23 protein-coding genes are annotated in these 26,771 nt (G+C 46.2%); 17 read left to right on the top strand and 6 right to left on the bottom strand.

The annotated features are described in order from the left end of the window. The first annotated feature begins 33 nt into the window (after positions 1-33). The 17 genes from TY03_RS07845 (at position 34) to TY03_RS07770 (ending at position 22,759) form a co-directional block, all read left to right on the top strand. Complete coding sequence (locus TY03_RS07845; protein WP_042368723.1) at positions 34-4,083, top strand: hybrid sensor histidine kinase/response regulator transcription factor; 4,050 nt, start codon at positions 34-36, stop codon at positions 4,081-4,083. Between the two features lie 101 nt (positions 4,084-4,184). After that, a complete protein-coding gene (locus TY03_RS07840; RefSeq protein ID WP_052332425.1) occupies positions 4,185-6,428 on the top strand; it encodes a glycosyl hydrolase family 95 catalytic domain-containing protein in 2,244 nt (747 codons plus the stop codon). 378 nt (positions 6,429-6,806) lie between these two features. Continuing rightward, positions 6,807-8,264 carry an aminoacyl-histidine dipeptidase gene (locus TY03_RS07835; RefSeq protein ID WP_042368721.1) on the top strand — a complete coding sequence of 486 codons (1,458 nt, stop codon included), beginning with the start codon at positions 6,807-6,809 and terminating at the stop codon, positions 8,262-8,264. A 7-nt stretch (positions 8,265-8,271) separates the two neighbouring features. After that, complete coding sequence (locus tag TY03_RS07830; protein ID WP_042368720.1) at positions 8,272-9,156, top strand: LytR/AlgR family response regulator transcription factor; 885 nt, start codon at positions 8,272-8,274, stop codon at positions 9,154-9,156. A gap of 137 nt (positions 9,157-9,293) precedes the next feature. Next, positions 9,294-11,183 (top strand): TonB-dependent receptor plug domain-containing protein, encoded by a 1,890-nt coding sequence (locus tag TY03_RS07825; protein WP_042368719.1) that lies wholly within the window; start codon positions 9,294-9,296, stop codon positions 11,181-11,183. 26 nt (positions 11,184-11,209) lie between these two features. Continuing rightward, positions 11,210-11,623 (top strand): DUF2141 domain-containing protein, encoded by a 414-nt coding sequence (locus TY03_RS07820; protein ID WP_042368718.1) that lies wholly within the window; start codon positions 11,210-11,212, stop codon positions 11,621-11,623. Between the two features lie 269 nt (positions 11,624-11,892). Beyond that, positions 11,893-12,471, top strand: coding sequence for a hypothetical protein (locus TY03_RS07815; RefSeq protein ID WP_042368716.1), 579 nt, complete (start codon positions 11,893-11,895; stop codon positions 12,469-12,471). Between the two features lie 114 nt (positions 12,472-12,585). Continuing rightward, positions 12,586-18,339 (top strand): alpha-2-macroglobulin family protein, encoded by a 5,754-nt coding sequence (locus TY03_RS07810; RefSeq protein ID WP_042368714.1) that lies wholly within the window; start codon positions 12,586-12,588, stop codon positions 18,337-18,339. A gap of 526 nt (positions 18,340-18,865) precedes the next feature. Further along, positions 18,866-19,252, top strand: coding sequence for a hypothetical protein (locus TY03_RS22345; RefSeq protein WP_009126113.1), 387 nt, complete (start codon positions 18,866-18,868; stop codon positions 19,250-19,252). Positions 19,253-19,413: 161 nt separating this feature from the next. Next, positions 19,414-19,629: a hypothetical protein gene (locus tag TY03_RS07800; protein WP_004291535.1), complete on the top strand. Its 216-nt coding sequence runs from the start codon at positions 19,414-19,416 to the stop codon at positions 19,627-19,629. Positions 19,630-19,640: 11 nt separating this feature from the next. Further along, a complete protein-coding gene (locus TY03_RS07795; protein ID WP_004291534.1) occupies positions 19,641-19,862 on the top strand; it encodes a hypothetical protein in 222 nt (73 codons plus the stop codon). 13 nt (positions 19,863-19,875) lie between these two features. Continuing rightward, positions 19,876-20,292, top strand: coding sequence for a PcfK-like family protein (locus TY03_RS07790; protein ID WP_004291533.1), 417 nt, complete (start codon positions 19,876-19,878; stop codon positions 20,290-20,292). Then, complete coding sequence (locus tag TY03_RS07785; RefSeq protein WP_004291532.1) at positions 20,289-21,620, top strand: PcfJ domain-containing protein; 1,332 nt, start codon at positions 20,289-20,291, stop codon at positions 21,618-21,620. The genes TY03_RS07790 and TY03_RS07785 overlap by 4 nt, the downstream gene beginning before the upstream one ends. Before the next feature lie 24 nt (positions 21,621-21,644). Beyond that, positions 21,645-21,902, top strand: coding sequence for a hypothetical protein (locus tag TY03_RS07780; protein WP_004291531.1), 258 nt, complete (start codon positions 21,645-21,647; stop codon positions 21,900-21,902). A 19-nt stretch (positions 21,903-21,921) separates the two neighbouring features. Beyond that, the gene (locus TY03_RS21800) at positions 21,922-22,155 is read left to right on the top strand and encodes a DUF3873 domain-containing protein (RefSeq protein WP_004304291.1); all 234 of its coding nucleotides are present in this window, start codon (positions 21,922-21,924) and stop codon (positions 22,153-22,155) included. Further along, the gene (locus TY03_RS07775) at positions 22,152-22,397 is read left to right on the top strand and encodes a DUF6956 domain-containing protein (RefSeq protein WP_004291529.1); all 246 of its coding nucleotides are present in this window, start codon (positions 22,152-22,154) and stop codon (positions 22,395-22,397) included. Before TY03_RS21800 ends, TY03_RS07775 begins: the two co-directional genes overlap by 4 nt. Positions 22,398-22,450: 53 nt before the next feature. Then, positions 22,451-22,759 carry a hypothetical protein gene (locus TY03_RS07770; protein WP_004304290.1) on the top strand — a complete coding sequence of 103 codons (309 nt, stop codon included), beginning with the start codon at positions 22,451-22,453 and terminating at the stop codon, positions 22,757-22,759. Positions 22,760-22,792: 33 nt separating this feature from the next. On the opposite strand, the gene TY03_RS23105 is transcribed toward TY03_RS07770, so the two are convergent. From TY03_RS23105 to traN, 6 genes are all read right to left on the bottom strand, one after another. Continuing rightward, positions 22,793-23,182 carry a hypothetical protein gene (locus TY03_RS23105; RefSeq protein WP_004291527.1) on the bottom strand — a complete coding sequence of 130 codons (390 nt, stop codon included), beginning with the start codon at positions 23,180-23,182 and terminating at the stop codon, positions 22,793-22,795. A 64-nt stretch (positions 23,183-23,246) separates the two neighbouring features. Continuing rightward, positions 23,247-23,774, bottom strand: a complete 528-nt coding sequence (locus TY03_RS07760; protein WP_004291526.1) for a glycoside hydrolase family protein — start codon at positions 23,772-23,774, stop codon at positions 23,247-23,249. Further along, on the bottom strand, positions 23,771-24,274 hold the full coding sequence (locus tag TY03_RS07755) for a DUF3872 domain-containing protein (RefSeq protein ID WP_004291525.1): 504 nt from the start codon (positions 24,272-24,274) through the stop codon (positions 23,771-23,773). Before TY03_RS07755 ends, TY03_RS07760 begins: the two co-directional genes overlap by 4 nt. Next, a complete protein-coding gene (locus TY03_RS07750) occupies positions 24,271-25,173 on the bottom strand; it encodes a toprim domain-containing protein (RefSeq protein ID WP_004291524.1) in 903 nt (300 codons plus the stop codon). The genes TY03_RS07755 and TY03_RS07750 overlap by 4 nt, the downstream gene beginning before the upstream one ends. A gap of 7 nt (positions 25,174-25,180) precedes the next feature. After that, complete coding sequence (locus TY03_RS07745; protein ID WP_004291523.1) at positions 25,181-25,756, bottom strand: conjugal transfer protein TraO; 576 nt, start codon at positions 25,754-25,756, stop codon at positions 25,181-25,183. Positions 25,757-25,758: 2 nt separating this feature from the next. After that, positions 25,759-26,745 carry a conjugative transposon protein TraN gene (traN, locus tag TY03_RS07740; RefSeq protein WP_004291522.1) on the bottom strand — a complete coding sequence of 329 codons (987 nt, stop codon included), beginning with the start codon at positions 26,743-26,745 and terminating at the stop codon, positions 25,759-25,761. Positions 26,746-26,771: the final 26 nt, after the last annotated feature.

Here is a 26,771-nt window from a genome sequence, read left to right as displayed (position 1 = left end):
GTCATATTGAACCATATCTACCTTAAGACATTTATGAAAATCAATTATATTCTATCTTATATTTGTTTTCTTCTGCTTAGTTTGGTTACAGGAAGCGCACAAGAAATTATATTCAATCATCTGACATCGGAGGAGGGATTGTCGAATAACTCAGTGATGGGGCTCTATCAAGACAGTAAGGGCTTTATCTGGATTGCCACGCGTAACGGTGTCAATCTATACAACGGAAATAGCTTTACCGTCTTTAAATATCGGAAAAATGATTCGAATAGTATCATCTACAATAGCGCCAAAGAAATAATAGGCAATGAGAAAGATGAACTCTACATCATGACCCCCAAAGGAATTTCTACTTTCGACTTCTCAAGGAAACAATTTGCAACACTTATTCGAGGGAATACGCGATCCATGTTTTACCATCAACAATTGTATGTCGGATTGGATCATAACCTTTATCGCCATAACGGAAAACTATTTGATTTATTTTATTCTTCTCCGGATATTCAGTCCAACATATCTGCCATCTATGCCTGCGATGATTTTACGCTATTTGGAACAGAAAAACAGGGTCTATTCAAATTGGATAAGTCAAAAAGACTCTCACATCTCATTAAAAATGAAAATATTACAAATATATTTAAAGATTCGACCGGTAAGTTCTGGGTGGGTACATGGGATACCGGCATCTATCGGATAGATGGAAATGAAATAACAAACTTTAGGCATTCGGTCAACGATTCTTTTAGTATAAGTTCTGATTTCGGACGTTGCTTTTGCGAAGATATGGAAGGGAATATATGGGTTGGTACGTTCAACGGATTGAATTGTTTCAATCCGTCAACGCAACGTTTCACGAGGTATCGGATGTTAGAAAAAGAAAAAGGCTTAACTCATTCATCTATTTGGAGCCTGCTATGTGATAGACAAGGGACTATTTGGGTAGGGACCTATTTTGGAGGCATTAATTATTTCAACCCGAAAAGACAGATATACCAGCATTTTCAGACATCGAGGGTGGAAAGCAGTGGGCTCAGTTCTTCCATTGTCGGATGTATCACGGAGGATGATCAAAATCAATTGTGGATATGTACAGAAGGGGGAGGAGTGAATAGATGGAACATGACAAACGGAACCTTCAAATGGTATAAACATTCCGATAGTTCAAATAGTCTTTCGCATGACAATGTGAAGTCGATCTATTACGACAAACAGAGAAAGTGTCTATGGATTGGTACACACACAGGGGGACTGAATAAATTGGATGTTTTTACCGAAAAAATTACTCATTATCGAATGAAGGAAGGGGAAGAAGAATCGCTCCCTTCTAATACGATTCGAGATATTATTCCGTATAAAGATCACTTGCTTCTTGCTACACATGGTGGGGTCTGTCAGTTCAATCCCAACAATGGTAAAAGTCAACTGATGTTTCAGAATGAAATGGATAACATGAATTTTATGTCCACCCTTTGCTTGGATCATCGCGGAGTGCTTTGGCTTAGCGGAAATGGACAAGGAATCTATGCATATGATTTTGATACTCGAAAATTGAAAAAATATAAGCACAACCATGCTTTAGGGCAAAGTGTTAGTAGTAATAGCATTAGTCGTATATACGAAGATAGTCAGAAGCGCTTGTGGTTCTGTACCAATGAAAGCGGAGTTGATCTATATCGATATGAAACGGATGATTTCGAGAATTTTGATGAACAACGAAATGGACTTGAAAGTAATTGTATATATGATATGTGTGAACTGTCGCCTGATAAACTGCTGTTCACCACGGATGTAGGTTTCTCCATACTCGATTATCCGACGCGAATATTTACGAACTATAATAAGAAAAACGGCGTGCCACTGTCTACTCCTAATGAACGATCTTTGTATAGAGCTAAGAGTGGAGAAATATTTGTCGGAGGAATCGATGGTATGATCTCTTTCCGAGAAGAAGAGATTAACGGTATTCCTCAAAAATATTCTATATATCCCTTCCGATTGATAGTTAACGGTGAAGAAATATTTGAGAATGATAAAAGCAATATACTGACTCAAACGCTGGCAGATACTCCGAAACTTGTCCTTTCTTCGGGTCAGTCTATGTTGAGCATTGAGTATGCTGTGTTAAACTATATGCCCTCATATAAGGATGATATAGAATATTGCCTAAAAGGTTTCTCGGATAGGTGGACCAGTATGCGTGGACAAAATACCATCACTTATACTAATTTGAATCCGGGGATATATACGCTTATTGTACGTGCCACAAACAACCTGTTCGTTCCTGAAAGTCGACTGGAAATCGAAGTGTTACCTCCAGCATATCGCACTAATTGGGCTTATTTTTTATATTTAAGCATCGCAGGAGGGCTACTCTACTGTCTGATACGCACCTATAAGAGTCGTATCAAGCTACAAGAATCTCTCAAATATGAGAAAAAACAGGCTGAAGATATTGAGAGAATGAATCAAGCCAAATTACGCTTCTTTACAAATATCTCCCATGAGTTCCGTACTCCATTGACGCTCATTATTGGACAGGTGGAAATGCTGCTTCAGGTTCGTTCATTCGCGCCATTAATCTATAATAGAGTGTTAGGAGTGTATAAGCACAGTTTGCAACTTCGGGAGTTAATAACAGAATTGCTCGATTTTCGCAAGCAGGAACAGGGGTTTATGACGATCAAAGTCAGTGAACACAATATAATTGATTTTATCTCAGAAAACTGTCTATTGTTTCAGGAGTACGCTGCACAACGACAAATCACATTCAACTTTCAAAAAAGTAGCGATGTCGTGAACGTTTGGTACGACACCAAGCAGATGCAGAAAGTGATGAATAATTTGCTCTCCAATGCTTTCAAATATACTCAGGAAGGCGGTACGATCACTGTGTTCGTACGAAAAAGTAATCGGGAAGTGATTATTGAAGTAACAGACAATGGAATAGGCATACCCTCCAAAGATATTGATTATATCTTTACTCGTTTTTATCAAACGGAACAGCTTGGCTCTTTCTCGTATGTGGGAAGCGGTATCGGATTGGCATTAACCAAGGGTATTATAGAACTGCATCATGGGAGCATCGAAGTATATAGCGACCCGAGAGAAACGACTGTATTCAGCATTCACCTGAAACTGGGTAAAGAGCATTTTACTTCGGAACAAATCAATGAACAGACAAACGAATCTCAATTAATGATAGAAGAACATCGTGCTGTTTCTGAAACTCAACTACAATTGATAATGGAACAAGAAATAATAAATAGCGAAAAAATGGAAAATAACAAGACTGCAAAAATGCTGATTGTGGAAGATAATGAGGATTTGCGAGAGATGCTTGTTGACATATTTGATGTGTTTTATCAGATTATCACTGCTTCGGATGGTAATGAGGCATGGGAAAAAGCACAATTTGAACAACCCGATATCGTGCTAAGTGATGTTGTGATGCCGGAAATGTCGGGAACAGAACTTTGTAAACTGATTAAGGAGAATATGGATACTTGCCATATTCCTGTGGTACTGCTTACGGCAAGAACCGCTATCGAATATAATTTGGAAGGATTAAGGTTGGGTGCGGACGATTATATTACTAAACCGTTTAATGTAAATATTCTAACTTCTCGTTGTAACAATTTAGTCAACAATCGCATTATGCTGCAAGAAAAGTTTAGTAAGCAACCGATGTCAACCCACCAAATTCTAGCGACCAATGGACTTGACAAAAAGTTTATTGACGAAGCGATGAGAGTAATTGAAAAACACATGGGGGATGTGTATTTCAACGTCGATATTCTGGCAAAGGAAATGGGTGTGGCACGTACCAAGCTATTCGTAAAATTGAAAGCAATTTCCGGACAGACTCCATACGATTTTATATTGACCGTTCGATTAAAACGGGCAGCTATCATGTTAAAAGAGGCTCCCGAACTAAATGTGTCCGAAATCTCAGATCGGTCTGGATTTTCTTCTCCGCGCCAATTCAGCAAATGTTTCAAAGAAAAATATCATTTGGTGCCACAAGCATATAGACGAGGATCTCCATGCGATTATGCAAATGAGGAGGAAAAACCAAAAGAATAGCATGTACGCAAAAGACACGATTTTGTACTTTATATGCACTGTATTCTGGTTAAGATTATTTTTCTTTGTTCCCAATAATTGAAATTAAATATAATAGTATTATGAGAAAAAGACTATGTTTATCTTTGTATATGGTGCTGCTTGTTTTGTGTACCATGCGGATATATGCTCAACCAACACGTTTTCATGGACTTCAATTCAAAAATCTGCCTCAAGTATGGGATGAAGGAATTCCTCTAGGAAATGGCATCATGGGAACCCTTATTTGGGAGAAAGAAGGAAAACTCCGACTCGCTTTTGATCGTGCCGATCTTTGGGATCTGCGCCCGGTAGAAGAGTTCAATTCTCCTTCTTATTCATATTCATTTATTTGCGATGAGGTAATAGACCGGAAAGACGTGTCTAAAGTACATGCTCTCATTGATGCACGTACTCGAAAAGACATAGCTCCTACTAAGATTCCGGCGGGAGCATTGGAATTCATCACTACCCGGCTAGGTAAAGTGAAAAGTGTGAAGTTGGACGTACATACGGCGGTTTGTACTATTGCATGGGAAGGGGGGACTATTGGACACTTTTTCACCGGAGCTACTGATAAGGTCGGACATTTCCGCTTTGAAAATTTACCTGATACCTTGTCTATATCACTACAAACGCCTCGCTTTGAAGAAGATGGTAGGATCATTGAGCATCTAGATAAAAACCGCACGAATATGCTAACACGCCTTGGCTATAAAAATGGAGAAATCATTCGAAAGAAAAATAATCTCATTTACCGTCAGAAAGCCTACGGGGAAGTGTCGTATGAGGTCACCCTACAATGGCAATATCCTGATTCGCAAACGCTGGAAGGTGTTTACTGCTTGACTACAGTGGGTACTTGGTATAGCGAATCCAAACCGGCAGCAGAACTAATGAAGACTTATAATAAAGACTTTCGGACGGCGCTGAAAGAGCATTCTAGCTGGTGGAGTCAATACTGGTCTCAATGTGAAATACAGCTCCCTGATTCAATTCTCGAAAACCAATGGTATTTGGAAATGTATAAGTTCGGAGCATCTTCTAGAAAGAATGCACCACCCATCTGTCTGCAAGCAGTCTGGACAGCAGACAACGGACAAACTCCTCCATGGCGTGGTGACTTTCATAGTGATTTGAATACGCAACTCAGTTATTGGCCGGGTTATTCGTCAAATCATCTTGAAGAATCATCTGTATTCACCGACTGGCTTTGTAAAATCAAGGAAAATGGGGAGCAGTTCACTCGCCGATTCTTTGGAGTAGAAGGGCTAAATATTCCATGTGTTGCCACATTGGAAGGAAAAGCAATCGGCGGGTGGAGTCCCTACTCACATCAACCCTCTACTAGCGGATGGCTTACCCAACATTTTTATCTTCAATGGAAATACTCTGCCGACTCCATCTTCCTCAGAGACAAAGCGTATCCATGGGTGAAAGAAGTAGCCCGATACTTCGAAAATATTTCAGTACGAAGACCAGACGGAAAGCGCAAATTGCCTTTGTCTACCTCACCCGAAATCAATGATAATAGTCTGGAATCATGGTTTCAGGAAACCACCAACTATGATCTTGCCTCCATTAGATTCACCTATACTATAGCTGCAGAAATGGCTGCAACACTAGGTTATGCGGAAGATGCGGCACGTTGGCAAAAGCAATTGACCGAATGGCCCGATCTTGCAATCGGTAGTAACGGACTAACCATTGCGCCCAATTATCCGTTATCCATTTCGCATCGTCACTTCTCTCATATGCTAGGCTTTCATCCTCTAGGACTATTGGACGTATCGCAGGGTAAAGATATCGAACGACTTATTAAACGTTCTATTCATCATATCGAAGAACTAGGTTCGGAGTTTTGGACAGGATATTCATATACATGGCTTGCTAATATGAAAGCTAGAGTCTTTGATGGTGATGCTGCCGCTCGTGCGCTTCATATCTTTACGAAAGCTTTCTGTTCACCCAATAGTTTTCATCTCAACGGAGATCAACTGAAGAAAAATTATTCTTCTTTTACTTATCGACCATTTACTTTAGAGGGTAATTTTGCTTACGCTTCCGCTATACAAGAGATGTTGCTACAAAGTCATACAGGTGTCATTCGCGTTTTTCCGGCTATTCCCGAAAGTTGGAAAAACGTATCTTTTAATAAGATGAGAGCTATGGGAGCCTTTTTGGTAAGCGCTGTTTATAAAGACGGAAAAGTGAAAAGTATTAAAATTCGCTCCGAGCAAGGTGGCATGCTGAAGGTAATTCACCCCATTACCGGAGAAATCATAGAAAAAAAGATGAATAAGGAAGAAACAATTCAGTTATTATAAACAAATTCAGCTTGTCAGTTTTACTTTGTAGAGTATCACATCCCATCAGGATAGTGTGTTTTGAGGAGTATTCTCCCAATCTTTTCAGAATGATATTGATTGATTCAAGGCGAAAGATACAATATTAACTACTGAAAAATAACAAGTTGTATCGTTTTTTAAGTTATCAATGGAGAATGTCAAAGGGGAAATAAATTGAAAGCAGTGCTTTCACAAAGAGGGTGATATCGCACAAATCTTTTTTATGTTGATTTGTAGCTAAAGTGCGTCGTATCTTTTTTTTCTTCTTCATTTATTCTTTCTATCCCATTCTTTTTTAGTAGCTTTGACACTCATAAATATAATATTGAACCCTATAAATCATTAAAATTATCTGTTATGAGCACAATCCTCTCTTTAGCTCCACAGAATGTGTGGAAACATTTTTATTCACTCACTCAGATTCCACGTCCGTCGGGACACATGGAAAAGATTACAAACTTTCTGGTTAACTTTGGCAAAGGTCTTGGTCTGGAAACATTGGTCGACGAAGCAGGCAATGTCATCATCCGCAAACCTGCCACTCCAGGCATGGAGAACCGCAAAGGAGTTATTCTGCAAGCACACATGGACATGGTGCCACAGAAGAACAACGATACTGTACACGATTTTGTTAATGATCCGATAGAAACATACGTTGACGGCGAATGGCTCAAAGCCAAAGGAACCACCTTGGGAGCCGACAACGGACTGGGTGTAGCCGCTATCATGGCTGTGCTCGAGGCCAACGATTTAAAGCACGGACCGCTCGAAGCACTGATCACGAAAGATGAAGAGACCGGTATGTTCGGTGCTTTCGGGTTGAAGCCCGGAACAGTAAAGGGAGAGATTCTGTTGAACCTCGACTCGGAAGACGAAGGCGAACTCTACATCGGTTGTGCCGGTGGTATGGATGTAACGGCTTCGCTCGAATACAAAGAGGTAGCACCCGAAGAGGGTGATATCGCCATCAAAGTAACCGTGAAAGGGTTGCGTGGCGGACACTCCGGTTTGGAGATCAATGAAGGTCGTGCCAATGCTAATAAACTGTTGGTTCGCATTGTTCGCGAAGCAGTGGCTACTTACGAAGCTCGTTTGTCGTGCTGGGCAGGTGGCAACATGCGCAATGCGATTCCCCGCGAAGCATCGGCTGTGGTAACTATTCCTGCCGAGAACGAAGAAGAGTTGATGGGACTGATAAGCTACTGCAACGAACTCTTCAATGAGGAGTATTCGGCTATCGAAACACCCATCAGCGTACTGGCCGAACGGGTGGAGATACCTGCCGGACAAGTGCCCGAGGAGATACAAGACAATTTGATCGATGCCATCTTTGCCTGTCAGAATGGGGTAACCCGTATGATTCCGACCGTACCCGATACGGTAGAAACATCGTCCAACCTGGCCATTATAACCATCGGTGGCGGCAAAGCCGAAGTCAAGATATTGGCGCGTAGTTCTTCAGACAGCATGAAGGAGTACCTCACCACCAGCCTCGAATGCTGCTTCTCTATGGCAGGCATGAAGGTGGCTATGACCGGCGGTTATTCCGGTTGGCAACCCAATGTAAACTCGCCCATCCTCCACGCTATGAAAGCCTCTTACCAGAAGCAATTCGGGGTAGAGCCGGCTGTGAAAGTGATTCATGCCGGATTGGAGTGTGGCATCATCGGTGCGATCATCCCCGGGTTGGATATGATCTCTTTCGGTCCTACCTTGCGTTCACCCCATTCACCCGACGAGCGTGCGTTGATTCCTACCGTGCAGAAGTTCTATGACTTCTTGGTAGCTACACTGGAGCAGACGCCGCTCAAGTAAGGCAAGAATGAATAAAATAGGTACCTACTTACGCAGTCCATATCCCCTCTTCTACCACAGAAGAGAGGGGGTATGGGCTTCGTCTGTACTTGTGTTCCTGATCTTGTTGCTGCTGCAACCGTTTGGTATCCATCAAATTGAGCATCACAAACTTTGGATATTGCTGGGCTATATGGGCGTAACAGCACTGTTTCAGTGCATTCCCGTTTACCTGTTTCCCGTTCTGTTTCCTCGGTTCTATAACGAAGACAAGTGGACGGTAGGTAGGCATCTGGCGAATAATTTGTTTCTCTTCCTATGTATCGGAATAGGCAATTGGCTGTATTCAAACCTTATTTTCGGGTTCCATTGGCAGTGGGAGCTCTTACTTATCTTTTTATTGGTCACTACGATTGTGGGACTTTTTCCTGTTACTCTCTTCATGCTAATCAACCGCAACCGTTTGTTGGCCTCGCATCTGGCAGAGGCTGTGGAGATGAACCGCCATTTGCAAGATAGCCGAAGTGCTGTTGTCCAACCCGAGTCGTGTCAAGAAACAGAACAGATACTACTGCAAGGAAGTACGAAAGAGGTGCTCGAACTTCAGGCTTGCCAACTGGTCTGCATTGAAGCAGAGGGCAACTACATCAAAGTGATTTACCGCAAGCAGGATAAAATGGAGCAGCGTTTGCTGCGTGCCACCATGAAACAGGCCGAAGAAGCGGTTGAAGCCTGTTCGTTTGTGGTAAAATGTCATCGTGCGTTTTTGGTCAATATCCATGCAGTGACCAAAGTCAGCGGAAACTCGCAGGGATATCGCCTTAGCTTACAGGGCTGCACAACAGAGATACCTGTGTCGAGAGCCTACGCCAAAGAGATTAAAGGGCGTATCGAAAGTATGCACGAAAGATAGCTGTTCGTCACAAAACAGTGCCGTTCGTCACACCCTTCGGGCGGTTTGTCACATATCCGGGCAGTCTGTCACGGATATTTTTCTGTCCGAAACCTTTCCATTATGTTTGTCGGCATAAACATCAATCCCATGCCGATATGAAAGGTTTTCTTCTTTATTTTTTTCTTCTTCTTCCGGTTATTGCACCGGCGCAAAACGATACCGTATTTCTGAAACTCTATACCGATAGTGTAGCATTGAAAGAGATTGTGGTGAAAGCAGCTAAAACACCTCGTGCCAACAGCCGGTGGAGCGATATGCAACCGCTCGATCTGGTTACGATCGGTGGAGCGAACGGTAATCTCTATCAAGCATTGCAAACCTTGCCCGGCACACAGGTTGAGGGAGAAAGTGGGCGGTTGCTAGTGCGCGGTGGGAGCAGTTCCGAAACGCAGACCTATATCGACGGGATGCATGTGCTCAACCCTTATACTACTACCGGTACCGATGTACCTGCCCGGGGGCGTTACTCTACGTTTATGTTTAGCGGAGTGAATCTGGCTACCGGTGGTGCGTCGCAGGAGTATGGGCAGGCTCTATCAGCAGTGCTACCGTTAGAGACGAAAGATACAAGCCCGTTCAATAAGATCGGTATGAACCTTTCGACCGTTGGTTTGGGAGGAGGAGGAACGCGATCCTTTGATACGGGTTCTCTCTCCCTACATCTCGACTATCAGAACCTAAGCCCTTACAACCGTTTGTTTCCCGGGCGGGTAGACTTTGTAAAACCTTACGAACGCTTCTCTACTGCTGCACAGTTCCGTTATACACCCGATGAACGGACTGTTTTCAAATACTATATCGGTTATGATCGCACGGGCTTCTCGCATCGTACCGGAGAGGTGTCTCCTCGCCTCTTTGAGCTGGGCGAGAATAATATCTATCTGAATAGCACCTTTCGGCGTCGTACCCTTTCGGGATGGAATTGGTTTGCCGGAGCAGCCTACTCTTTTTATCATCAACAGATAGGTGGTGCGGTTACCGATGCTGATCAATGGAGCGAGCAGCAGCAGGAGTGGCACCTTAAAACAAAGCTCTTTCGCCGCTTTAACCCTTTCATACGGGTAGATATGGGTATCGAATCCTTTCTTCGTGGTTACGAAAGCAGATATCAATACCAGACGGTTGATGATACCCAGGTGATGCATCCGTCGGTTACAGCTGCTTTTCTGAGCGCAACCCTCTATCCGGTAGAGGCGTTGAAGACAGAAGTGTCTGTTCGGGCGGAATATACGGGCTTGAACAGGCAGATGAACGTTTCGCCCCGCCTGGCCATCAGTTATCAATGGAGCGAGTTGCTTTTCTCGGCTACGGTAGGTCGCTATACGCAACTGCCCGAAAACAGGTATCTGTTGAAACAATCCGGCTTGCTATCCGAAACCTGTTGGCAATACAATATAGGGGTACAATACGAACACAGTGGACGCTTCTATAAAGTAGAACTATATGATAAACGGTACGATCGGCTGGCGCTGTCTGTTCCTCTGCTTACCTCCGATGGTTATGGAAGCAGTAAAGGCATTGATCTCTTTTTTCGCGATGTTACCTTGTGGCGAAACTTGGAGTATCAGTTGGCTTATTCCTTCAACCGTTCACTGCGGAAATACCGGGAATATACCGAACTGACTACCCCGTCCTATGCTACTCGACACAATGCGTCGCTGGTGTTGAAGTACGCTATTCCGCGGTTGCATACGATTATCGGACTTACCAACTGTTTTGCCAGCGGACGTCCGTTTCATAACCCCGATCGTGCAGGGTTGATGAATGATGAAGCAAAACCGTACAACAGTCTTGACCTGGGCATTACTTATCTGTTCAGCAAAAAGGTGATACTGCATGCCTCGGCTTCAAACATCTTGGGGCGTAAGAATGAATTCGGTCGTATCGACGGGCGGTCTGTAAGGCCCCCCAAAGACCACTCCTTCTATCTGGGGCTCTTTATAACCTTGGGCAAAAAGGTTGCTTATGATGTATCCAATTTCTAAAAACCATTTTTTGATAACTAAAAACAATGAATTATGAAAGCAAAATGATTTTCCTCGTGTGTATGTTTTCCTCTGTGTATGCCTTCTCTCAAAACCTGACATTGGAAGTCAAAGATATTGAGTCGGCCAAAGGGTATATTTATGTGGCTGTTTACAACAAGCAGGAGCTGTTTATGAAACAGCCTGTTGCTGCTTTTCGGGTAGCGGCGAAGGATACAGCGATGGTTATTCCTTGCAAGGGGTTGCAGCCGGGCGTTTATGCCATTTCTCTTTTTCATGATGAAAACGGAAATGGAAAACTCGATACCGGTGCTTTTGGCCGACCGTTGGAGAAGTTCGGATTTAGTAATGATGCCGAAGGAGTGATGGGTGCACCTGCTTATGACAAGTGTTCTTTTGCCCTAAAGGAGGATGTAACGATGATTATTCACTTGAAATAGGTTTTTTATACTGAAAAAACATTCTAAATTAATATAATATAGATTTGTACATGGATTATTTTTATATTCAATTGTTTTACAGGTGGTTGTATGTTTGTTTTGTACACTGTATAATACTCGTTTTATACATCGTCTTGTTTACTTTTGCATCAGCCCTTAGAACTGAAGATTTCTTTATGCTATAATAGGCACAAGAACACTACTTCAATGAGTTCCTGCCAGATATGGCAGGAATTACTTTTTATTTATAAAATTAAAACAATTTATCTATGAAACGATTTTGGTTAAAAATGACTCTTACTTCTTTTATCATTGTATTTTCATCTGCACTCCATTCTCAAGCACAATCTAAAGTAAATATTTTTTTAGATTATCACTACAGACTGGGTTTATATGAAATCCATAAGCCCTATAACATTTCAAGGAAAGAGAGTAAAATGTATGGTAACTCCATTCACCTGTCAGTATTGTATAATATTACAAAACAGATTTCTGCCGGTATAGGGATGGGGGCGGATAGATATGAAAATCCCGGCTACAATACATTTCCTTTATTTGCCAGTGCACATTATTCACCTTTAAAGAAGCATACCAATTTTTATACTTATACGAATGTGGGATATGCCATAGTGGGCAAACAAGAGACCTATAAGGGAGCCATGTGGGATTTAGGTGTTGGTTATAAGAAAATGTTTCGTCGGCATTTCGGGCTTAACTTTCAGGTTGGATATAATTGGAAGCAGTTTCAAAATGTTCCTTCGTATGTTATGATAGAAGATGCGATGCTTCCATCCCGAAATGATAATACAAGAAGTTCGATCTCGTTGGGTCTAGGGCTTATTTTTTGATGCGACTTTGGCTTCTCTACGTAAAATAGGTTTTTTTATACTGAAAAAACATTCTACTTTAAACTTTATTTCCTTTCTTTGTTATTCTATACGAACGACTTAAACTTAGGAAATATGAAAGTGAAGCAGATTTGGTTTATAGCTATGTTGCTTTTGGGCATGGTATCGACAGCAGGAGCGCAGTCGTATGACAAGTTATGGAAGCAGGTGGCACAAGAGGAGAAGAACAGCCTACCGGCAACTATTATTCGGTTGACCGATGAAATTTATCGGAAAGCCGAAGCGGAAAAGAACTCTCCACAAATGCTTAAGGCCTATACCTGGCGAATGAATTACCGTGAAATATTGGTTCCGGATAGTTTTTATGTAGGCTTGAAGGGCTTGCAGCGATGGGCAGCAACGTCTGATAAACCAACTGAGCAGGCAGTACTGAACTCTCTTATCGCAGGTATCTATGCCCAGTATGGTGCTTCTCATAGTTGGCAGCTCCGTCAACGTACCGATGTGGTTGGCGAGGAGCCTTCGACCGATATTGCCCAATGGAGTGCCAATCAGTTTATTGACCGGATTCTGAAATACAGTGCTGCCTCGTTGCAGCCCTCGGCTCTTTTGCTCGAATGTTCGACAGCCGACTATGTTCCATTTGTCGAACTCGGCAAGGCGAGTGGCGAGTACTACCACCATAATATGTATCAACTGTTGGCAAGCCGGGCTATCGAATCGCTGCGAAGAGTTGCTTCGATTGCTCAAGACTCATTGATAAAGGCTCGGATCGACGATATCTATCGCTCCATGCTCAAAGCCGATAGCACAGCCAACCACATGGACGGGTATGTACTGACGATGCTTGATTATCTCGACTGGCGTCGGGAAACCGATCCCTCCTTTCGCTCTTATCAAGCTCCGAAAGGGATGATGGGGCTGACCCAAGACCCTTATCTGGCCGAACTAAATAAGTTGATCAGTGAATTCAAGTCGAAGGATATTTGTGCCGAAGTATTTCTGGCACGTGCTCGCTATGCTTACAGCGAAAATCTGGCTACGACAGCATTGCAAATCTGCGATGAAACCATCCGGCTCTATCCCGGTTATACACGTATCGGTGCCGTTAAGAATCTGCGGCAGGAAATACTGAACCCGGCTCTGAGTGTACGTGTCGAACAAACCGTTTATCCCGGCAGTACCATGAAGCTGAACGTAAGTCACAAAAACCTTTCCGGCTTCCGGGTGAACCTCTTTCGGGTGAACTTGCCCGAGATGCCTAAACTGGCTCGTGGAATCGATGCTAACTTCTATCGCAAACATTGTCAGAAAGTATCGGAACAGGCTATCGAACTGCTTCGTCCCGATAACTACCAAATGGCCGATACACTCTTCACCTTACCTACACCTGCCGAAGGGCTCTATCTGCTTCAGATTATCCCCGATGCCAAAACGGTGAAAGCCGAAGAGAAGTTTCTGCATGTGACGCGTTTCAACGTGCTCACCCGCAGCTTACCCAATAGCCAATACGAGATGGTAGCACTCGATATGCAAACGGGATATCCGATTGCCGATGCCATCATCACCCTTTATTCGGAGGACGGACAACAGCTCAATCTGATTACTACCGACGAGCGGGGAAAGGCCGTATTGCCATGGAACAATGAATACCGTCAGTTGAAAGCTCGCAAAGGACAAGATACGGCGATGGCCTTGCAGTCTATTTACCGCGGAGGATATTTTTATCGGACGGATCGTAGATCGGTCAGCCAGTTAAAGTTATTGACCGACCGTTCCTTGTATCGTCCCGGACAGACGATCTATGTAAAAGGCATTGCGTACGATCAGTCTTTAGATACGGCTCAGGTAGTGGCCGGAGCAAACTATACATTGACACTGCTCGATGCCAATGCACAAGAGGTAGCCAAACAAGAGTTGCGCACCAATGACTTTGGTTCGTTTACGGCCAATTTTACTCTTCCTGCGGCTTGTCTTAACGGGTTGTTTACCTTACGCACATCGGTGGGAGAGACTACCGTTCGGGTCGAAGATTACAAACGCCCTACCTTTGATATTACGTTCGATCAGACTGCTCAATCGTATCGTTTGGGCGATCGGGTAGAGGTAAAGGGACAGGCGAAGACCTTTAGTGGAGTTTCCCTACAAAATCTTCCGGTACAGTATACCGTAACGCGTAACCTGCGCTTTGGTTGGCGAATGCCGTATTCGGGAGGCGATCTGATGGCTTCGGGCACTGTATCGCTCAACGAGGAGGGTACTTTCAGTATTCCTGTATCGTTGGAGGGGTCGAAGGAGATGGAGAACGGCTATTACCTGTTCCGTATCGATGCCACAGTGACGAACCTGGCCGGTGAAACACAAACAGCTTCGTACAACCTGCCTGTTGGCAATCGGTCGCTGATTCTCAGCACAACCTTGCAAGGCAATGTATGCAAAGACGATACCATTGCGGCTACGTTTCGGGCAATAAACCTCAACGAACAACCGATAGCCGCGCAAGGTACGGTGAAACTCTATCCTTACTTGTCCCGTCAGTTAGACAAAGAGTCGAACCTGGACGATGCTCAGGTAGCTCAACAGGCTGTCTATACGGGAACCTTTACATCGAACAAGGAATGCTTGCTTCCCGACTGGAAACAATTGCCTTCGGGAGCCTATCAATTGGTGCTCACTGCAAACGATGAGCAAGGACGGGAGGTGACTTTCAAGACCCGCATCGTACTCTTCTCGGCACACGATACACGACCGGCGGTAGATACGGCAGAGTGGTTCTATGCCCCCAATACTTCGTTTGATGATGCACATCCGGCACTGTTCTACTTTGGTACTTCGATGAAGAATGTCTATGTAATGGCCGATGTGTTTTGCGGAAATAAGCAGTTGGAAAGCAGGGTTTTACAGTTGTCTGACTCGATTGTCCGTTTTGATTATCCTTATCTCGAATCTTACGGAGACGGCTTGACCATCAGTTTCTGTTTTGTAAAAGATCAAGAGGTATACCGTCGGCAAGTAGAATTGCGTCGACGTTTGGCGGATAAAAATCTAACCTTGAAATGGGATGTATTCCGCGATAAACTCCGCCCCGGTGGACAGGAGGAGTGGAAACTGACCATTCGTACTCCACAGGCATTGCCGGCAGCAGCCGAGATGCTGGCTACCATGTATGATGCTTCGCTCGATAAGATATGGAGCCAGCGGCAGTCACTGCAACTCTATTATTATCTGCCATTGCCTTCGGTTCGGTGGATGGAAGGATATGCACGCGATAATCAATTCTATTATGACTTTCCGATGAAAACCTTTACTGTGCCCGAACTGATTTATGACCGTTTCGCTCTGCCTGAACAAAGATTGGATGAGTCTGTGATTTTTGCTTGTTCGAGCATGGATAATCAGGTTGTAGTACGTGGAGCCTCGCTGATGAAAGGAAATGCCGATCTGCCACTTGCCGGTAAGCTCTCCGGCGTGATGTCTGAACGAGAGGCTTATGCCGATGTAATCGAAGAAAGCCCGGCCGGTACAGTCGATCAAACACTACCTGAGGCCGATAACGAGCTGCGCACGAACTTTGCCGAAACGGCCTTCTTCTATCCGCAGTTGCGCACCAATGAGCAAGGAGAGATTGCTTTCTCCTTCACCATGCCTCAGAGCTTGACCCGCTGGAACTTCCGCGGTTATGCCCATACAAAAGGAATGCTTACGGGCATGCTCAATGCTGAGGCTACTACCAGCAAAGAGTTTATGATTACGCCCAATCTGCCTCGCTTTGTTCGTGTAGGCGACCAAACAACGGTGGCAGCCTCCATTGCAAACCTCACCGGAAAGAATATGAATGGTGTAACCACCTTTATTCTTTTCGATCCGATGACGGATAAGGTGATTCGTACACTCAAACAACCCTTTGCCGTTGAAGCCGGAAAGACGACTTCGGTAACCTTCGGTTTTACCGTTAGCAATGCATACGATTTGCTGGGTTGCCGTATGGTAGCCGATGGAGGTACGTTTAGCGATGGCGAACAGCAGTTGATACCCGTATTGAGCAATAAGGTGAATCTAACTGAAACCGTGCCGATGGTAATGAATGGAAAAGAGAAGCGAACCTTCGGTCTTGACAGCCTGTTTAACCGTCACAGCTCTTCGGCTACGAACCGCCGACTGACTGTCGAGTTCACAGGCAATCCTGCTTGGTATGCCGTACAGGCACTTCCATCGCTTGCTCAACCGCAAAGCGATAACGCCATTGACTGGGCATCGATGCACTACGCCAATACACTGGCTTCTTATATCATGAACAGTCAGCCCCGCATTCGTACACTGTTCGAGAACTGGAAGCGTAGCGGAGGTACGAAAGAGACTTTCCTGAGCAACCTCCAAAAGAATCAGGAGGTGAAGAATATTCTGTTGGCCGAATCACCGTGGGTGATGCAGGCACAGACCGAACAGCAACAACAAGAGCGTATCGGTACCTTGTTCGATCTCAATAATATTCGCAACAACAACTTTACCGCACTGGCCAAACTCAAAGAATTGCAGTTGGCCGATGGCTCTTGGTCTTGGTACAAAGGCATGAGAGGAAGCATCTTCATAACCGATTTTGTGGTCGAAACGAATGTGCGTTTAGCTATGCTTACGGGGCAACCCCTCGATGCGCAGGCACAAGCGATGCAGCAATCGGCTTTCGGCTACCTGCATCGCCAAGCATTGGAGGAGTATAAAGCGATTCGCAAGGCTGAGGAGCAAGGAGGAAAACAGACAGGATTGTCTGCGACTACGTTGAAGTATCTCTATCTCATAGCCCTGTCTAACGAGTCGGTTCCCGAGGATAACAGAGAGGCTTACCGCTATTTCTTGGGGCAACTGCCTGCTATGTTATCTACCATTAACATGCGCGATAAAGCGATGGCAGCGGTTATCTTGAAGCAATCCGGGCAATCGAAGCAGGCTAATGCCTTTATGGCTTCTCTCAAAGAACACTTGGTGCCTATGCCCGATCAGGGACTTTCATTTGCCCGTTCGGGTGTGCCTACCCGTTGGAACGATCTTCAGATTCCCGCCCATGTGGCAGTTATGGAGGCTTTCGAACAGGTAAGCAAAGACCCGGCCGTAGTCGAAGGAATGAAAATATGGTTGCTCAGACAGAAGCAGACACAACAGTGGAGCTCGCCGGTAGCTACGGTCGATGCGGTGTATGGTCTGCTCAGTACCGGAGTGAATCTGCTTGCCGATCAGGGCAATGTACGTATAACGATTGGCGGTCAGGTCATGGAAACGAATGCTTCGCAAGGAGCCATTCCGGGACTGGATTATATTAAAAAGACATTTACCGATTCCAAGGTAGTCGATGCCCGACGCATTACTGTGGAGAAGAACAGCAGCGGCATCGCTTGGGGCGCGGTATACGGACAGTATTTGGAAGCGATCGATCGGGTCGGTGAACAAGGTGGAGAGTTGGCCGTAGAGAAGAAACTTTATGTAGAGAGAGTGACGAATAAGGTTCGTCAACTGGAGCCTCTTACTCCGGGTATGCCTTTGGCTATTGGCGATAAGGTGGTATCCCGCCTTACCATCCGTTTGGATCGCACAATGCAGTTTGTTCAGTTGAAAGATCAGTTCGCTGCCTGTATGGAACCTGTTCTTAGTCTGTCGGGCTACCAATGGTCCAACGGGTTGGGATATTATATGGATAGCAAAGACGCTTCGACCAACTTCTTTTTTGACGAATTGAATAAAGGAGTATATGTGCTCGAATCGGGCTATCGTGTTAGTAGGGCTGGCACGTACGAAACCGGTCTGGCTACGATTCAGAGTGCTTATGCCCCTGAGTTTGTGGCTCATTCGCGGGGGATGCAAATAATCGTGAAGTAATTTTTGGGCACTATCCATCCGATACGTGCCCAAAACTTAGCGTAAATTCGTATCTTTGCTTGGAGAAGTTACGAAAAGAGTGTAATTTATTGGAAATGAGCGTAGGTTAATTGCTCTTGATAGTAATAGGTTACGATTTAGTTAGTTATCTACTGCATTATCCTTCTGCGCGTTGCGTAACCTTCAAAGAACTCTTCGTATGCAAAAGTAGCTATTTAATTCGAGATTTTGATATAAACTCCCGTTTTTTATCCCCTCATTCATAAGAATTTTCCGTAAAAGCGGTATTGTCCGTCGGCACACCATTGCCCAAAACGAGTTTGGAACAAACGTGTGCCGACTACCGCATAGCTGGAGAAAAGGGCATTGCCTCACGCCTAAACGATGTTTAGACAGATGAAGCAATGCCCCTTTCTTTTGCGCCTATGCCAAGAGGTGCTTTTACGGGTTTTCAAATGATTTTTCTTTTTTCGCTGTCTCTTTTGCCGGAAGCGGAAAGTGAATGCAGAGTGTGTCAGCCTGCCCCATGAATGAAACAGGCGCCCACACACAGCCGGACAAACCGGGAAGAATGATTGTTGCCACCCGGCTGAACAAGTTCCGTCGGATCGGAAACAATCATACTTCCTTTGTTGTGGTTTGCCCTTTTCACGCTTCCGGTGATGTCTTTTTCCTTTTGGTGATTCTTTTTTTTACGGATTTTCCCCTGAAGTTTTTTTCTACACAATCTGCCTCTGTTTTCGTTTACCTCCATTTTGCGCCTTTCAGTAAGCCGCATCAGTCAGTCATTTTCGTTCTGGGCGCAAAGGTAATTCCGGGATTGGACGGGAAAGCAAGGTCAAGCCTCCTGTTTTCGGTAAAAATCTCCAGCCCTGCGGGTAGTATTTTGACCGAAAAACCTTGCATTCCCTAATCCCTACCTTTTCAAGCACCCGAAACGAAAACGACCGATGCGACAGAAAGACGCATAAAAAAAATGTCGGATAAACGAGAGGCAGATAAGATAGTTTGAAACTCAACTCCCTCAGCTCTTGAATCCGCATTAAAAACAAAAAAATCAAAAACAGCGAAGATATGACGGCAACGGCAAATTTCAGACAAATGGCGCAACACATCGGGTTGGCGATATGCGGCTTGATGATGCGCACCGCCTTCGGGGTGTTCGGCATCCTTTGGGGCATCATCAGAGAGATTGTAAACGGAGTGTTCCGAGTGGCGATAGGTGTAATCGTGGCTATCCTTTCCACCATTGCCTTCTTTGGCTTCATCCTTTGGTTATTCACCCTTTAACCCTTACCGACATGGCAAAAAGAAACAGCAAGACGGCAGCGCAGCAGTGCAGATATTACGAGGTGGACAACATCTTCGTGTATATGGTGGAAACGTACATCAACGGCAATTTTGAAACTTTCCGAAGATTGTACCACGAACTGAACAAGGACGCACGGAGGGATTTCATGGACTTCCTTCTCAGCGAGGTAGAGCCGACCTATTGGAGAGAGATACTGAAACAGATAATCTAAAAATGACAGCGATATGAAAGGAACAGACCATTTCAAGAGAACGATATATATGTACTTGGAACAGCGTGCGGAGGAAGATGCGCTATTTGCAAAGAAGTACCGCAACCCTGCCAAGAACATGGACGAGTGCGTGACCCACATTCTGAACTATGTGCAGAAAAGCGGTTGCAACGGTTTCACGGACGGAGAGATATTCGGGCAAGCCATCCACTACTATGAGGAAAACGAGATAGAGGTGGGCAAACCGATGGACTGCCAAGTGGTTGTGAACCACGTTGTGAAACTCACGGCAGAGGAAAAGGCGGAGGCACGTCAGAACGCTGTCCGCAAATACCAAGAGGAGGAACTCCGCAAGTTGCAGAACCGCCACAGACCGTCAGCGAGAAAAGAAAACCAACCCCAACCCTCATTATTTGATTTAGGCTTATGAAACCGAAGACCAAGATACAGAAAGAGGTGGCAAGACTTTCCGCCAACCTTCGCCCCATATCAGCGACACAAATAGATTGGGCATACCGCCACTGCGTTGAGCATATCGGCTACCGCACCAAGAAAGGGAACATCACCTGTTCCGACTGCGGTCACGAGTGGCACAGCGACAGCGGACTATGCGACACCCTTGAAGGCTGCACCTGCCCCAAATGCCATGCCGAACTCAAAGTGCAGGACACACGCAGACGCATCTACAAGGAAACGCAGAATTTCAGCGTGATAACCACCTGCAAAGGGTATCAGGTAATCCGCGTGGCGCAGGTCAGATGCGAGAGCAGGAAAGGCGAACCGATGCGTTTCTACTGCCACGAGGTCGTGCAGCGTTGGATTTCACCCGACGGCAAGGTTACGGACATGGCGTTGCTCCGTGGCTTCCTTTTCTGCTATTGCGATGTGTGGGCATTAGGCAGCGATATGGAGGTAAGACCGCACAACAGCCTATACGATGATGTGGTGGCAAGAAGCTGTGCATATCCAAAGATGAGGATATTGCCCCAACTCAGACGTAACGGCTTCAAGGGCGATTTCCACGGCATCTCCCCCGTGCGTCTTTTCAAAGCCTTGCTTTCAGACCCAAGAATTGAAACCCTTATGAAAGGCGGTGAGATTGAGGTCATGAAACACTTTCTTTTCAATACCCGTACTGCCGATGAATGTTGGGCATCATATCTGATTGCCAAGCGTCACAAGTATCAGATAGACAACCTCTCAATGTGGTGCGACTATCTGCGTATGCTCAAAAAACTCGGTCAAGACCTCCGTAACCCGAAGAACATCTGTCCCGAAGATTTCATGGCGGCACACGACAACGCAACCCGAAAAATTGAAGCCATACACGAGAAGGAAAGAGCCGCAGAGCAACGCCGTTGGGAGATTGAAAGGCGTGAGCGTGAGCAACAGCGACAACTCCAACGAAAGAAAGATGCGGAGGATTTCATCGCCAACAAATCCAAATTCTTCGGCTTGGTAATCACGGACGAGGAAATAATCGTCAAGGTGCTTGAAAGCATAGACGAGTATTACAACGAGGGCAAGACGCAGGGCATCTGCGTGTTTGGCAGTGGATACTACAAGAAAGCCGACACCCTCATACTATCGGCAAGGATTGGCGATGAGATTATTGAAACCGTAGAGGTGGACTTGCGAACCCTCGAAGTGGTGCAGTGCCACGGCAAGCACAACCAGGACACCGAATATCACGAGCGCATCATAGACCTTGTGAACAAGAACGCCAACCTTATCCGTGAGCGGATGAAAGCGGCATAGCATAACCCCTAAAACAACATTGATATGGAAGTAAGAATTGAAAGTATGATTTGTGTGTGGGATGATGCAATCCCCACGATGTTCCTTGAATTTGTGAACCTCCTCACTCTCACAACGAGTGAGGGGGAATTGAGAAAGAGCGTAAAGGAGTTTGCCGAGAAGCACGAACTTGACAAGTTTTTCCTTTACGGCTTCGGCTCACACCATTTCTACCTGCACCAACGCTACACAAGCAACCCCGAAATGGTGATGAAGAACAGAGTTCTGTCAGTACATTTTTAACCATCTAAAAAGCAACATTATGACAACACGAATGACCATCAACGGAGTAAGCACCTGCGCGGAAGCAGGTACGGAGAAATACGAGCGTTTCCAATCGGGTATCGGAAGACGCAGGCGGACACTTGTGCAGTACGACTACCGCCACCCCATAGACAGAGAATTGTTCTCTTGTGTCAAACCCACGTTGGACGAGTGCCGAGCCGCACGGGACAAGTGGCTGAACGCAAAGAAGGGAAAGGAGGACAGACTATGAACACGACCTATCAAACGCTGATAGTCAAGTTCAGCGAACCTATCACGGCATTGGACGGTATCTTTGACGATACCGGAGCGTGGGGAACGGACACCCTCAAGGGGTGGATAGATGATTACGAAAGCACACGTTTCACCGCCACCGACAGCCATACGGCAGTCATCACGAGCGAGTACAATATGGAATGTGTGAAAGAGTGGCTACAACGGCAGACCCCCATTTCCGAAATGCGAGAATTTTGAACGGGATGGCGGTGTCCGCACCGCCAATACTTAAAACCCTAAAAACAAAAGATATGATAGCCAAGACGATATTACAGCAGATAGGCGGAAAACGCTTCACCGCCATGACAGGTAGCCGTGATTTCATAGATATGGGCAACGGCTTACGGATGAGCCTTGCAAGGAACAAAACAAGTGCCAACCGCCTTGACATCATCTATGACGAAGGGGCAGACCTCTACAATATGCGCTTCTACCGCAGGACGTTCAGCAAAAAGACCTTTGAGTGCAAGACAAAGGACATTGCCGTACACGAGGGTATCTATTTTGATATGCTGGAGGAAATGTTCACGATGGTGACGGGACTTTACACACGCTTTTGAGTGGCGGGGCGGCGAGAGCCGCCCTACTTTCTTTCAGTGAGCATGATGGCGGACAAAGAAAGTAGCAAAGAAACCTTTGTCCAATCTGCGATAACTAAAAAATCCGCAAGTAAAACTTGCGGAGGCTATATATTGGGTCGTTATTTTTTGGTGGAGGGGAATGATAATCTCGAACCGTTGAACTACACATTTCTGCTTCGTCTCCATTTCCCCCAACGATTTGATACGTTCAATCATTTTTGTTGTTCCTTTCTGAATTTTCCTAAATACTTTCTTCATAATTTCGCTATACTTTTTATGGTTAATAACTATGTTTTGTATTGCTCTCACAACACTTACAACTTGAAGTGTTATTTGGAAACCGATAGGCAAAAATGGCTCAACGATGTCAATTAACGAGAAAATCCTACGATAATCTATCAAGTGATAGAGCAAAAGACGTGCCAAGTTAAATATGGCACGTCTTTTGCCAGTTTTGTCAGTCCTTTTATGGGATATACAACAGCGCAAACTCCGCCTTTCTCCGTTTGAGCAGCATGGCGTGGCGTTTTCCTTTGTAGTTGCAGAAGGCTATATACTCACGGTAGATGTTCCTGTCACCAGCTTCCAGCTTCTTGATTAAGGTGCTTTTGGGGATTGTTTTGCTGCCTAACAGCTTCGCCGGTCCCACATTGTAAGCTAACGTGCCAAGCAAAATCGAATCAACCCCGAATTTACGGAACATGGCGACAAATTTGCGCAGGTCTTTCCGCAAAAGTTCATCCGCATCCCGTTTTGTCATGGTTCGTGCCGAATACTTCTCGTTTGGCAAAAGTTTGTGACCCCAACCGACGTATGGGTAGTGTTTTTCTGAGTGCCAGCCTTCAAAGTAGCGGCAGCATAAAAAAGCACGTTCCATAAGCGGCAGTCGGTAGATTGCCGCCTGCCCGTCCGTTCCCTCTTGGCGGCTGATCTGCGCGGACACAGAACAGACCGTCAGAAGTGAACAGAGCATTGTCATGAATACACGCATCATTTCAACAAGGGGCTGAAGTTGCCGATGGGAACGATGGTAAGATCGTCGTCCTTTACATTCCTGTTGTTGAAGTCAAATTCCAGTTCGTAGGAGTTGCTAAAGTTATCCTCCACCACCACGATGAAATTATGCGCCTCATCACCCGCCGCCGTGTAGTACAGGCGGAATTTTTCGTTCTCCAGCAGGTAGCGGTCGTTAGGCAGGAAGGTGATGCCGTTATCCATTTTGAGCGAGCCTTCCCCCTCGAACTGGAAATAGCGGATGGTATAGAGCGTACCCGAAAAGTCGCCCTCCTTTTTCAGTTCACAGCGGATTTCCACTGTCTGCCCCTTTACTACCTTGTTCGGCACGGGCATGACCTCCACCGTGAAGGGATAGGACTGCTGGATGTCCATGTCATCGTCACATGACACGAGGGTGAATGACATGGCGGCTATCAGGCATAACGCCACTGCCTTGAATATTGATGTTCTCTTGTTTCTGTTGTTCAGTATGTTCATTGTTCTTCGATTTTTAGATGGTTGTTTTTCTGTTTTTTCGTTGTCAGTTGCAGGTACTCGTTCAAGTCCTTGCAACCGTCATAGAGGGAGGAACGGTCGGTGACACGTTCCCCGTATCGCATGGTAAGTGCGGCAAGCGTCCGCCGTCCGGCTTCGTCACGGTCGAGGAAGCAGCCGATGCGCCCGTATCCGTCCAGCAATCCCGCCGCCTTCTCCACGTTGGCGACTGAGTTCAGCACAAGACAGTCAGCGTTACCGGTTACACCAAGCGTCACGGCAGAGAGAAAGTCCATGAAGCCCTCGAACACGAGGCACTCGTCAGCCGGGATGTCATTCGCCTTTACCAGTGATACAGACTTCGGAGGTATGCAACCCTTGAAATATCGGCTTCTGACTTCATAGCCACCTGCCATGTTCGGAAAGCCAACGGCAAAATACCGTTTCCCACGCACACCGTAGTTCAAGCGGCAGCAGTGACGGGATGCGATGGCGTAAGGGATGCCCCGTTCCTCTAAATACTCCGTCAGCAGTGAGCGGAGCAGCGGAGCGACCTCCACATCCTCAAAAACGGATTCGGTCGGCTTCGAGAGATAGACGGGCTTTTCCCATCCGGCAACCGTCATATTGGCGGCTTCCGCTATGAACTTCGCTTGCTTCATGAAGTCATCGCTTTGCAGAAACTCCCCGGCAAGCGTGAAGATGTCGCCGCCCTTGCCCAAACCGAAGTCGTACCAGAGCTGTTTCGCCACGTTCACACGGAAAGAGGATGTGCGCTCGCCCCTGTACGGGGCAAGATACCACAGCTCGTTACCGCTCCTTCTGACAGGCTCATGCCCCAGCCGTGCGAGAAAATCCGCAAGCGGCATCCTTCTGACAGCATCTATTTCCGTCCTTTCCATGCCCGTGTCAGTTGATGATGAACTTGATACCGACCCCGAACTGCGTGTGGAACTTCCGTGTGTCGCCACCCCAAAGGCAACGCTCCCGCAGGTTGGCAAGCAGGGCGATACGGTCTGCCACGTAACACTCCACATCGAGCGTCAGCGCACCGCCGTAGATGAAGGCGTCCCGGTCGTGCAGCGTGGAGCCGTCATGCAGCACCTTCTTCCCCCAATTTACCGCCTCATATCCGGCGAGAGCCGAAGCCCCGGCATAGACGAAAACAATCTTTCGGGCGTCCGACAGTATCTTGAAGTAATAGCCGCCCTCCGCCGTGAACTGCGCCACGGGTATCTTGGTGTCCTTGTAGGGATTGTTCTTCAACAGGTATTCGCCACCGAACACCCACTTGTTCCCCTTCTTCGTGTAGGTGGAGAGAGCCGCCCCGAAGCTGTACCCGCCGTCCTTGCCGCCGAGATTGAAGCCGTCCGCCATGTCCGCCCTCACCTCGATGCCCTGCATCTTCGGCAGACACCGCTGGGCGTGCGCCTGCCCTGTAAAAAGGGCAAGCGACGCGATGATTATTGCGATGTACTTTCTCATGGTCAGCGTACTTGAAGTTCGTTGATGGTACCCGCGCGTACCAAATCCTCGTTCTCAATCACGAAGGACTGGTGACGGCCGCCGTTCTTCTCGTTCAATTCCACCACGAGGCACTTGTCATCGGGGATGGTGAACTTCGCCATCGTGAAGACCGTGCGCTCGCTCTTTTTGCCCGGCACGAGGGTGGCGTAGTTCTGCGCGCGGAGCGGCAGAATAATCTGCTCCTGCACGGCAGTACGCTTCGCAACCTTCTTGTCCACGATTTTCCAAGTGATGTAGTCCACATCGAAAGGCACGTTGCTCTGGTTCTTTATCTCCGTGTGGAAATAAAGCAAGCCGTTGTGCGTGTAGATGCCTTTCAACAGGTATTGGATGCCGAAACGCTTGCAGCCGATATGCTTCACCTCGCGCTTGTTCTGTTTGTGGATGGACTTCATGATAAGGCGCACCAGCATCGGGCTTTCGCTGCCCAGCTCTTTCAGATAGATTTCCTGCGCGTTGTTCGGGCGGTTCACCGTGCTGCCGTCATGGATGAAGTCGCACATCTCCACGTTGAGCAACAGCGGTTCGGCGGCGTACTTCACGTTGAAGGTGTAGAAACTGCCGTCCTCCGTGATGACGGACATATTCGTTTCGTTGGGAAAATTCCTTACGGTAGCCTTCACACGGATGATGTTCTCCGCTCCGTCGGCTTTCCCGGCAATCAGGTCGGGCGAGCCTAAATCGACATAGCGCACCTCCGCCGGAAAAATGACGTGGACGGTCTTGTCGTAGGTCACTTCCAGACCGTGCGGCGGTATCATGCGGTCGAAGGTCAGCTTGCGTGACAGCCCGTGATATAGGTCGCCGTCCGCCTCCTTCTGCGGATAGACCTCCTTCGTCAAGGTCGGTTGTTCACTTCCGTTGGTCGTTTCAACGGTTACATTCTCCTGCGCGTTGGCAGTTATGATGCCCATAGCGAGGGCAAACATGATGATTACTTTTCTCATTACTTTTGGATTTTAGTGGTAATTTT

This window comes from Bacteroides neonati, from assembly GCF_000499785.1.
GTDB classification, from domain to species: Bacteria; Bacteroidota; Bacteroidia; order Bacteroidales; family Bacteroidaceae; genus Bacteroides; species Bacteroides neonati.
The sequence above is the reverse complement of the archived record's forward strand: the minus strand, read 5'-3'. Positions and strand labels throughout refer to the sequence as shown.